The sequence below is a fragment of the Rhizobium leucaenae USDA 9039 genome, assembly GCF_000426285.1.
Lineage (GTDB): Bacteria > Pseudomonadota > Alphaproteobacteria > Rhizobiales > Rhizobiaceae > Rhizobium > Rhizobium leucaenae.
Window position 1 is genome coordinate 1 of the sequence record NZ_AUFB01000066.1, and the last position, 9,347, is coordinate 9,347.

Sequence of the window (9,347 nt, forward strand, 5' to 3'; positions counted from 1 at the left end):
AAGGCAGGGCCAGAATGCCCTCGCGCACTTGCCGGCGCCACAAGGAAAGCTGGTGCGGAACAACGTCATGACGGCGCGCGACATCAACAACACGAACACCAGGCTCAAGGCTTTCCGCCACGATCCGCGCCTTCACATCATCCGGCCAGCGCCGGTTTCCCCGGCGCGGCTCGACAACTTCGTAGCGACCAACAAATCCATCATCTGCCATGCAAATCTCCAGATAGTCCTGGAAACCTTCTCGCATACGCAGCAAGCCTCAAAATACACCCAATCCAATGGGCCGGAGACGGCGCTTACTAACCGACCGATTGTTACCGCGGAGATTTCGCTTTGAAGCGGGCGACCAGCTCCTCGTCGTCTACAAAGCAGTCGAGGAAGTGTAAGCGCACAATTCGCGGCACCTGTTCATTGAAAATCGAATGAAGGAGTCTGTGTCCACAACGGAGACTGTGGACATAATGGCATTGGATATCTTGACTGGATCGGAGCCCCTTCGGGCTGTGAAGGTTCTTTCCAACGGGAAGCGACGTTTCGATCCCAACGAGAAAGACCGTCTGATCGAGGCTGCAATGAAGCCCGGCGTATCAGTCGCCCGCCTGGCCCTGGCGCGCGGCGTCAACGCCAATCAGTTACGCAATTGGGTGAAGCTTCGCCGAAATCGGCAGGCCCAAGACACTTTGACGGTCGTTGCAGGGCAGGAAACGTCGGCCTTTGTTCCGGTGGTTGCAGCGTCGCCGACTGCGCGGCAGCCCGACATGCCGGCGCGGTCATCATCGGCAGGAATGCGGCTGATGGCGTCTTTGCCGAATGGTGTGCGGCTTGAACTTGAGAATGTGGATGAGCGTGCCCTTTGCGCGATGATCGAAGTTCTGGGGCGGTGCAATGTTCCGGCTGGCTGACGATCTTCGCGTCTATCTTCACCGGGATCCGATCGACTTTCGTGCGGGGATCAACAGCCTGGCGATCCTGGTCGAGCAGTCGATGGGTCTGAGCCCGTTCGAGCGTGCTGTGTTCGTTTTTTGCAATCGCCGGCGAACCCGGATGAAGCTCCTGTTCTTCGAGCGGTCAGGGTTTGTGCTCGTCTTGAAAGCCTTGTCCGAAGACCGGTTTCGCTGGCCCCGCCGCGAGGCGCCGGTCGTGATGCTCGATACCGAACAGTTGCGCTGGCTGCTTGACGGCATCGATCTCGACGCGATGGTGCGCCATCCTGTCCGGCAGTATGAATTTGTCGGCTGAAGGCAGTTGACGGCGGGGGGCGGCTCAGATTCAAAGCTGTGATGACTCCAGCCGGCACCCCGACCGTTGCGGAACTGATGGCGCTTCTGGCGGCGAATGCTGCCGAGAACGCTGCGCTGCGGGCTGAAAGAGACGCCCTTGAGCAGCGTGTCTTCAAGCTCGAGGAAGAGCTGGCGCTTGCACAACTGCATCGTTTTGCGCCGCGCAGCGAAAAGCATATGGATCGCGTCTTCAACGAAGCCGAGAACGCCGCCCTTGAGGCCGATGCTGATGAGGGCTTGGCCGATTGTGGCGAGCCGGACGTCGCAGAGCTTCCCGACACGGGATTGCCAGAGGTAGAAAAGCCCGAAGGCAGGAAACGCGGACGCAAACCTCTTCCGGCAAACTTGCCACGCCAACGCGTTGAATATGACCTTGCCGACGATCAGAAGACCTGTCCGTGCTGCCGCCATCCGTTGCATCGCATGGGTGAACTCGTCACCGAGCAGCTGCATATCGAAGTGAAGGCCACGGTGCTGCAAAATGCCCGGGCCAAGTACGCTTGCCGCAACTGCGAGCGCACCGATATCAGCACGCCCGTTATCATCGCGCCGATGCCCGCACAGCCCTTGCCGGGCAGTATTGCCACGGCCTCGACGCTGGCTTTTGCTCTTGTTCATAAATATGTCGACGGCACACCGCTCTATCGCCTGGCACAGGCCTTCGAGCGCGCCGGCGTTCCTGTCAGCCGTGGCGCTCTTGGCCATTGGGTGATCGGTTCCAGCGAGAAGCACCTCGTTCGCATCTACGATGCCCTGAAACAGCGGCTCCTATCGCAGGACGTCATTCACGGTGACGAAACCACGGTGCAGGTGCTGAAGGAAAAGGACAGGAAAGCAACCGACGAGTCCTACATCTGGGCCTATCGCAGCGGGCAGGACAGCGTCGAGCCGGTTGTGCTACTCGAATATCAGCCCGGTCGTGGGCAGGTGCATCCGCAGACTTTCCTGGGTGACTATCGCGGCATCTTGATGAGCGACGGCTATCAGGCCTGGCGCACCCTCAAGGGGGCAACGCATGTCGGATGCATGGCTCACGCCAGGCGACGCTTCGTCAACGCCTTCAAGGCCGGGAAGAAACAAAGCGGCCCGCCCACACAGGCATTGAAGTTCTTCGACCAGCTCTATCGGATTGAAAGGCAGGTGCGGGACGAAAAGCCGGATGACGGCGAAACGCAAGCCGATTGCCTCCGGCGCCTGCGCCAGAAGCACAGCGTTCCAGTCCTTGACGCCCTGAAGGAGTGGCTCGACAGCATGGCCCCCAAGGTCGTGCCCGATACCAAGCTCGGCGATGCGATCTCCTATACGCGAAACCAGTGGCAATATCTGACGCGCTACACCGAAGACGGCAGGATGCCGATCGACAACAATTTATTGGAGCGCGACATTAGAGTTTTTGCAACCGGAAGAAAATCCTGGCTCTTCTGTGACACTGTCGACGGGGCCAAGGCAAGTGCCGTAATCTACAGCCTCATGCTGACCTGTCGCGCCTGTGGCGTCGAGCCATTCGCCTGGTTGCGACACGTCTTCACCGAATTGCCGCAGCGTCCAGACGGCGCCGACATCAACGACCTCCTACCATTCAACTTCGCAAAAACCGCACCCGCCTGATCAAGGCCCATCGGCAAAAGACGATCACCCTCATAGCGCCCGCGTCAACGCGCAGGGAAATGCGCGCTTACGAGGAAGTCGTTCCATTCGTCGGTTGAACGTATGCGGCGTCCACGCCCCATCGATTTTTCAGTTGCAGCGATCTGAGGTTGATCTGCGGGCCGTCAAATGAGCTCACCGTATCCCTCCGGCGTGAACCGCCTTGCGAGCTTTTGGCGAAATCGTGATTTTGCGGTATCCGTCCGACCGAGACCGCCTTTGAATATTGCGTAGAATTGTTCAGACCCTGTCCTTATTCCCATGCATAAGGACAGTTCGACGGATGGAGATTTTGGGAGGAGACAGCGGGTCTCGGGTGAGCCGTATCGAGGTGATCAACACCGGTCGGCGGCGTCGCTTCACTGAGGATGAGAAGCTGCGGATTGTCGCAGAAAGCTTTGCGGGGAGAGGCCGGGCCTCGGCCACGGCCCGTCAGTACGGCATCAGCCGTTCCCTGTTGAACCGTTGGCGCAAATCGGTTCGCCAGGGTTTGCACGGCCAGAAACAAACCGATGGTTTTGTGCCGGCGTTCGTCATGCCGGAAACTTTTGTGCCGGTGAAGCAGGTCACTCCACCTGCTGCGATGGAGCATCCGGTAGCGCCTCCTTCCGGCCGCATGGAGATTGTTGCGGCGAACGGCCGTCGTGTGATCGTGGACGGTAGCGTCGACGTTGAGGCGCTGGTGCGGATCATTCGGGGCCTGGAGACGCTGCGATGATCTCGCTGCCTTCGGGTCAGAATGTGCGGGTATGGATTGCGACGGGCCATACCGACATGCGCTGTGGGTTTCCATCTCTTGCTTTGCGGGTGCAGGAGGTGCTGAAACTGAACCCTCTGGACGGCAATCTTTTTGTATTCCGCGGTCGCAGCGGATCGCTGATAAAAGTGATCTGGAGTGACGGCCAGGGGAGCTGCCTTTTTACAAAAAAGTTGGACCGCGGCCGATTCGTCTGGCCGTCTGCGGAAGGCGGCGCGGTTGCGATCTCACCTGCGCAGCTCAGTTATCTTCTGTCCGGAATTGACTGGCGCAACCCTCAGGAAACGTGGCGACCGACGAAAGTCGGATAGCATTATTCCATTGAAAATATTGAAGGAATCTGATCGAATGGCTTCATGGTATCGAAGCCCTCCGATCTCCCTGCGGACCTTGCAAGCGCCTATCTGGCGCTGCTCTCGGAGCGGGCGATGCTGCAGGCTGAACGTGATGTCGTTGCCGCCGAGCGAGACATCGCGGTGGCGCAGGCGGCCAATGCACAGGCGATGCTGTCGGACAGCGAGGCGCTGATCGTCAGTCTGGAACTGGCGATCGAAAAGCTCCGGCGCGAACTGCGCGGTCAGAGATCCGAGCGCACGGCGCGTCTGATCGACCAGATGGAATTGCAGCTCGAAGAACTCGTGATGGCCGCGACGGAGGACGAGGCGGCTGCCCAGGCGGCGGCCGCCAGAACGTCGAGCGTGCGTTCGTTCACACGCAAACGGCCGGTGCGCAAACCCTGGCCGGAGGATGCCGAGCGTGAGCGCGTGGTAATCGATCCCCCGACCGTCTGTGCTTGCTGCGGCGGGTCGCGGCTGTCGAAGCTGGGTGAGGATGTCAACGAGACGCTGGAGGAGATACCGCGCCGCTTCAAGGTGATCGAGACGGTCCGGGAGAAATTTACCTGCCGTGATTGCGAGGCGATCAGCCAGACACCAGCACCGTTCCATGCCACGCCGCGCGGCTTCATTGGTCCGCACCTGCTGGCGACGATCGTCTTCGACAAATTTGGGATGCACAGTCCGCTGAACCGCCAGAGCACAAGGTTCAAATGTGAGGGCATAGACCTGTCGACCTCGACGCTGGCCGATCAGGTCGGATTTGGAACGGCGGCCCTCATGCCGGTCTACGACCTGATCGAGAAGCATGTCTTCGCGGCCGAGCGATTGCATGGTGACGACACGACCATCCCGATCCAGGCCAAGGGCAAATGCGTGACCGGGCGAATATGGACTTACGTCCGGGACGACCAGCCGTTCGGGGGAACGGCTGCGCCGGCGGCGATCTATTATGCGTCGAGTGACCGACGCGGCGAACATCCGCAGAAGCATCTGGCCGAGTATGGCGGTATTCTACAGAGCGACTGCTACAATGGCTTCGAGCCGCTCGCTGTCGCCGAGACAAAGACGGTGCCGATCATCTTTGCCTTTTGCCACGCCCATTCGCGTCGGAAATTCTTTGCACTGGCCGATATCCAGAAAAATGCTCGGGATTACAAGCGGAAAGGCAAGCCGATCTCGCCGATCGCATTGGAAGCCGTCAAGCGCTACGACGAGTTGTTCGAAATCGAGCGCCAGATCAATGGATTGAGCGCCGAAGAACGACTGGCTGTACGGCAGCAGAAGAGCAAGCCGCTGTTCGATGACATGCACGCGTGGCTGAAACGGGAACGCACCACGCTCAGCAGATCGTCCGAGGTGATCGAGCCGATCGACTACATGCTTAAGCGCTGGGAGGGCTTCGCCCTCTTCCTCGAAGACGGAAGGGTCTGTCTTACGAACAATGCGGCGGAACGATCGCTGCGCGGTGTGGCATTAGGAAGGAAAAACTGGACCTTCGCCGGTTCCCAACGTGGGGCCGATCGTGCAGCCGTCATGTTGACCGTCATCACCACATGCCGCCTCAACGATGTCGATCCAAAGGCATGGCTTGCCGATGTCTTCGCCCGCATCGCCGATCTTCCCGTCTCCCGCTTGCACGAACTGCTCCCATGGCAGTGGAAAAGGCTGCGCCAAGCCGAAAAAGCCTCTGCTCAGATCACCGCCTGAATCTTATCCGCAGCATACATCAGCAATGGCCCGCGCACGCGACCCAGTTCCGCGGTTCCCGCCGTATGGATACATTTTGCGCTCTTGAGAGTGGATTTAAGAGCGCATTGAGGATCGATGGCACAGGCAATTTTGCTGACCGGGCAGGAGCGGCGTCGTCGTTGGTCGCCAGATGATCGGCTGGAGATACTGGAGGCGGCATTTGGGCCGGGAGCGAACGTCTCGGAGGTGGCGCGTCGCTTTGATGTTTCGACAGGACTGATCTACACGTGGCGCCGTCAAGCACTGGCAGTTGCGGTGAAGAATAGCCCTGCGTTCGTGCCTGCGACGGTCTCGGGCGCCGCTGGCGGTGGCGGTGGTGATGGCGGCTCTGCGACCATCGTTTTGGACTTTGCAAACGGCACGAAGGTCAAGATTGCGTCTTCTGCGCCTTGCGATCTTGCTGCTGCAGTCATACGAGCGCTTAAATGATCCCGATCAGTTCGAATGTGCGTGTTTGGATTGCGAGTGGCCATTGCGATATGCGCAAGGGGATGCAGGGTCTTGCTCTGATGGTACAAGAGGGTCTCGGTCGCGACCCATTCCGGGGCGACATTTTTGTCTTTCGCGGGAAAAGTGGTCGGCTGATCAAGGCTCTTTGGCATGACGGAGTTGGCCTTTCGCTATACGCAAAGCGGCTTGAGCGCGGTCATTTTATTTGGCCGGCGACGGAGCGCGGAGCGATTGCGCTGACGGCTGGCCAGATGTCCTATTTGCTTGAGGGAATTGACTGGCGAAACCCGCAGCAGACATGGCGCCCGACGAGCGCGGGATAGCGTCTTTTTGGGCGGGATTAGCCGCTGGCAGCACCAAGAAAAGCTATGCAAATCAGTGGTTTTGTGATTCACTTCGAGCATGGAAACTGGCTCGGAAAGTCACCGTGGTCACGCTGCTGCCCTGGAGGCGGAGCTGGCGATAGCGCGTGCGGAACGGGCTACAGCTTTGGCCGAATTGGCTGTTGCCAAGGCCAAGGAGGCCGACGATCAGGCCATTATTCTTCGCCAGAAAGTCTACATCGAAAAGCTTCAACGGGAACTGCGTGGTCAGAAGTCGGAACGGACAGCGCGGTTGATTGCACAGATGGAGCTGATGCTTGAGGATGCCGAAGCGACTGCGACCGAAGATGAGCTTGCCGCCGAAATGGCCGTTGCTGCAGCCGCTGCAATTGCGGTCACCGGCTTTACGCGCAAGCGGCCTGTCAAGAAGCCCTTCCCGGAACACCTACCTCGTGAGCGTGTTGTTGTGCCTGGTCCGGTTGCCTGCATCTGCTGTGGCGGTGAACGGCTTCGCAAGCTCGGCGAAGACATCACCGAAACGATGGAGAGCGTACCGCGTAGCTGGAAGGTCATTCAGACGGTGCGGGAAAAGTTCACCTGCCGTGACTGCGAGAAGATCAGTCAGGCACCGGCGCCCTTCCATGTCATCCCGAGAGGATGGGCTGGCCCGAGCCTTTTGGCGATGATGCTATGCGACAAGTTCGGCCAGCACATTCCCCTCAATCGCCAGGTCGAACGTTTTGCTTTGGAAGGTGTGCCAATCAGTCTGTCGACGGCGGCGGACGCGATTGGTGCGTGCTGCCAGGTCCTTGAACCGCTGGTGCGGCGGATTGAAAGCCATACGTTCGCGTCTGAGCGGATCCATGGTGATGACACGACCGTGCCGGTCATGGCTCTCGGCAAGACTGTCACCGGTCGGATATGGAGCTACGTCAAGGACGATGCTCCGTTTGGGGGAGCGGCGCCACCGTCGGCGATGTTCTATTATTCCCGTGACCGGGCGGGCGAACATCCGCAGGCGCATCTGGCCAATTATACCGGCATCCTTCAGGCGGATGCGTATACGGGCTATGGCCAGCTCTATATTCCTGATCGAAGTCCGGGTCCGATTTATGAAGCGGGGTGTTGGGCACACGCGCGACGACCGTTTTTTGCGCAGGCCGATCTGGAGACCAATGCACGCCGAAAAGCACAAGGCAAAAGTGCCGCCGTTATCTCACCAGCCGCATTGAACATGGTGCAGCGGATCGACGCGCTGTTCGAAATCGAACGCCAGATCAATGGCCGCACTGCGGATGAGCGAAAGGCAATACGCCAGCAGTTATCAAAGCCGCTGATCGACGACATGGAAATATGGATACGCGAACAACGCGCCAGGTTGTCGCGCGACAATGACTTGGCAAAGGCGTTTGACTACATATTGAACCGTTGGGAATCCTTCACCCGTTTCCTCGACGACGGGCGTATCTGCTTGTCGAACAATTGTGCGGAGCGATCGCTGCGCGGTGTGGCGATGTCTGATTCATTGTACGCGTCCTTCTCAAGTGTTTGGAAACATTGGGATCTGATTTTGGGCTTCGAGGTGACACGGGCCCCCGTTACGCCCCATCGCACGAACTACGGCGTCGGAGTGAAGATCGGCGGCGAGGATTTGATAGGGAGCGCCGGGCACGACCTGTTCTGCGGGAAGGATTTTAGCCTCGATCAAGCGCCGGATCCGATGACTTGTGACCCCGCAGTGTTGTGCCGCCTCGCGCAGAGTGAGCCACGTTCCGTCCTTCTCCGCCGAACGATAAGCGTGGATATCGCGCACGCGCCGTATGGAACTCACGCGCTTGGCTGTCCAAGTCTTCCCTTGCGCCGTCGGCATCCGCATTCTGTTCAGCGTGGCGGCGATATCCTCGTCAGACCATCGAGCGGCCATGCTGGTAATCACGGCAATGGCGTCGTCGGACGTGCGGCATTCATGTTCTCCGGAGCTCAGTTTATGCAGTCGAACCTCCGAGTGCTGACCGCCCTTCCAATGGATGATCAGAACAATCTCACGGGCAACGTCATCGATATTGGCCGTGATCTCGTTGACGAGCGACCGAAGCAACTGCTGGCGGGTGCGCATCGTCACTTGCGGACTTGCCCAAGCCGCTTGCAGATCGTCGGCGAGACCGGCAAAATCCGGAACGGTCTTACCAGCGTTGGTGGCTTTTGCGGCGCTCAACCGCGCTTCGCACTCTTGAACGCGTCGTAGGGTCGCCTCCCAGTTCTTCTCGAGCGTCGCGGCGATCAAGCGATTGTCTGGATCGCAGGCTGCGTAACGGCGCTCGGCTAAAGAGGCATCATAACGGGCTTGCTGAAGTTCCAGCTCGATCATCCGCTGTTGCTCTGCCTGACCTTCCATGTACGTCCTCTCCGCCGTAAGCGCCGCTTCGACCGCCATGGGCTCGACGGCACGGATGAGCTCAGAAGCGATCACTCTATCGGTACGTTGCCCCGCAAAACTCATACAGCGCGTCGAGTTGTAGACATCCGCGCCGAAGCATTGGTAGATGGGGTAAGGATAGCGCCCCCTATACCCAACCTTCAAGCGGCGTCCGCATCGACCGCAAGCCATTAATCCAATCAGTAAGGATCGCCCACCTCTACCGGACTTCGGCCCACCCCGACGGCCGAAATCGTTGAGGGAAAGCTGCTTCTGGTTGCGTTCGTACTCGGACCAATCGATGTAGCCCTCATGGTGGCCCTTTAGAAGAATCTCGCAATCGCTGAGGGCGCGAGGATGTTTATAGGTTTTGTGGGCGCGTCCGTC

Annotated in this window: 10 protein-coding genes and 1 pseudogene; 9 read left to right on the forward strand and 2 right to left on the reverse strand. The window is 59.1% G+C overall.

The genetic code is table 11. The features are described from left to right. Window positions 1-211: transposase (locus K290_RS37005; protein WP_154668713.1), on the reverse strand; the 211-nt coding region annotated here is incomplete at its 3' end. A gap of 250 nt (window positions 212-461) precedes the next feature. Here K290_RS37005 and tnpA (K290_RS0132680) point away from each other — a divergent pair. The 9 genes and pseudogenes from tnpA (K290_RS0132680) to tnpC (K290_RS35680) all read left to right on the forward strand — a co-directional run. Then, window positions 462-902: an IS66-like element accessory protein TnpA gene (tnpA, locus tag K290_RS0132680; protein WP_028755355.1), complete on the forward strand. Its 441-nt coding sequence runs from the start codon at window positions 462-464 to the stop codon at window positions 900-902. Then, on the forward strand, window positions 886-1,239 hold the full coding sequence (gene tnpB, locus K290_RS0132685; RefSeq protein ID WP_028755356.1) for an IS66 family insertion sequence element accessory protein TnpB: 354 nt from the start codon (window positions 886-888) through the stop codon (window positions 1,237-1,239). The genes tnpA (K290_RS0132680) and tnpB (K290_RS0132685) overlap by 17 nt, the downstream gene beginning before the upstream one ends. A gap of 41 nt (window positions 1,240-1,280) precedes the next feature. After that, entirely contained in the window at window positions 1,281-2,888 is a 1,608-nt protein-coding gene (locus tag K290_RS0132690) for an IS66-like element ISRtr5 family transposase (RefSeq protein WP_028755357.1), read from the forward strand. 322 nt (window positions 2,889-3,210) lie between these two features. Next, window positions 3,211-3,645, forward strand: coding sequence for an IS66-like element accessory protein TnpA (gene tnpA, locus K290_RS0132695; protein WP_028755358.1), 435 nt, complete (start codon window positions 3,211-3,213; stop codon window positions 3,643-3,645). After that, a complete protein-coding gene (tnpB, locus tag K290_RS0132700) occupies window positions 3,642-3,995 on the forward strand; it encodes an IS66 family insertion sequence element accessory protein TnpB (RefSeq protein ID WP_028755359.1) in 354 nt (117 codons plus the stop codon). Before tnpA (K290_RS0132695) ends, tnpB (K290_RS0132700) begins: the two co-directional genes overlap by 4 nt. Before the next feature lie 45 nt (window positions 3,996-4,040). Continuing rightward, window positions 4,041-5,729 (forward strand): IS66 family transposase, encoded by a 1,689-nt coding sequence (tnpC, locus tag K290_RS0132705; protein WP_028755360.1) that lies wholly within the window; start codon window positions 4,041-4,043, stop codon window positions 5,727-5,729. Between the two features lie 117 nt (window positions 5,730-5,846). Further along, on the forward strand, window positions 5,847-6,200 hold the full coding sequence (gene tnpA / locus K290_RS0132710; protein ID WP_028755361.1) for an IS66-like element accessory protein TnpA: 354 nt from the start codon (window positions 5,847-5,849) through the stop codon (window positions 6,198-6,200). Further along, window positions 6,197-6,544, forward strand: a complete 348-nt coding sequence (gene tnpB / locus K290_RS0132715; RefSeq protein ID WP_028755362.1) for an IS66 family insertion sequence element accessory protein TnpB — start codon at window positions 6,197-6,199, stop codon at window positions 6,542-6,544. Before tnpA (K290_RS0132710) ends, tnpB (K290_RS0132715) begins: the two co-directional genes overlap by 4 nt. 79 nt (window positions 6,545-6,623) lie before the next feature. Then, window positions 6,624-8,060: pseudogene (gene tnpC, locus K290_RS35680) on the forward strand (IS66 family transposase); the annotation flags it as partial. Window positions 8,061-8,084: 24 nt separating this feature from the next. Here tnpC (K290_RS35680) and K290_RS38905 read toward each other — a convergent pair. Then, window positions 8,085-9,293 carry a recombinase zinc beta ribbon domain-containing protein gene (locus K290_RS38905; protein ID WP_342428090.1) on the reverse strand — a complete coding sequence of 403 codons (1,209 nt, stop codon included), beginning with the start codon at window positions 9,291-9,293 and terminating at the stop codon, window positions 8,085-8,087. Between the last annotated feature and the right edge of the window lie 54 nt (window positions 9,294-9,347).

What these genes read in the sequence shown, in the direction of transcription:
- tnpA (WP_028755355.1), top strand. Translation starts at nt 462, where the DNA reads ATGGCATTGGATATCTTGACTGGATCGGAGCCCCTTCGGGCTGTGAAG.
- tnpB (WP_028755356.1), top strand. Translation starts at nt 886, where the DNA reads ATGTTCCGGCTGGCTGACGATCTTCGCGTCTATCTTCACCGGGATCCG.
- K290_RS0132690 (WP_028755357.1), top strand. Translation starts at nt 1,281, where the DNA reads ATGACTCCAGCCGGCACCCCGACCGTTGCGGAACTGATGGCGCTTCTG.
- tnpA (WP_028755358.1), top strand. Translation starts at nt 3,211, where the DNA reads ATGGAGATTTTGGGAGGAGACAGCGGGTCTCGGGTGAGCCGTATCGAG.
- tnpB (WP_028755359.1), top strand. Translation starts at nt 3,642, where the DNA reads ATGATCTCGCTGCCTTCGGGTCAGAATGTGCGGGTATGGATTGCGACG.
- tnpC (WP_028755360.1), top strand. Translation starts at nt 4,041, where the DNA reads ATGGTATCGAAGCCCTCCGATCTCCCTGCGGACCTTGCAAGCGCCTAT.
- tnpA (WP_028755361.1), top strand. Translation starts at nt 5,847, where the DNA reads ATGGCACAGGCAATTTTGCTGACCGGGCAGGAGCGGCGTCGTCGTTGG.
- tnpB (WP_028755362.1), top strand. Translation starts at nt 6,197, where the DNA reads ATGATCCCGATCAGTTCGAATGTGCGTGTTTGGATTGCGAGTGGCCAT.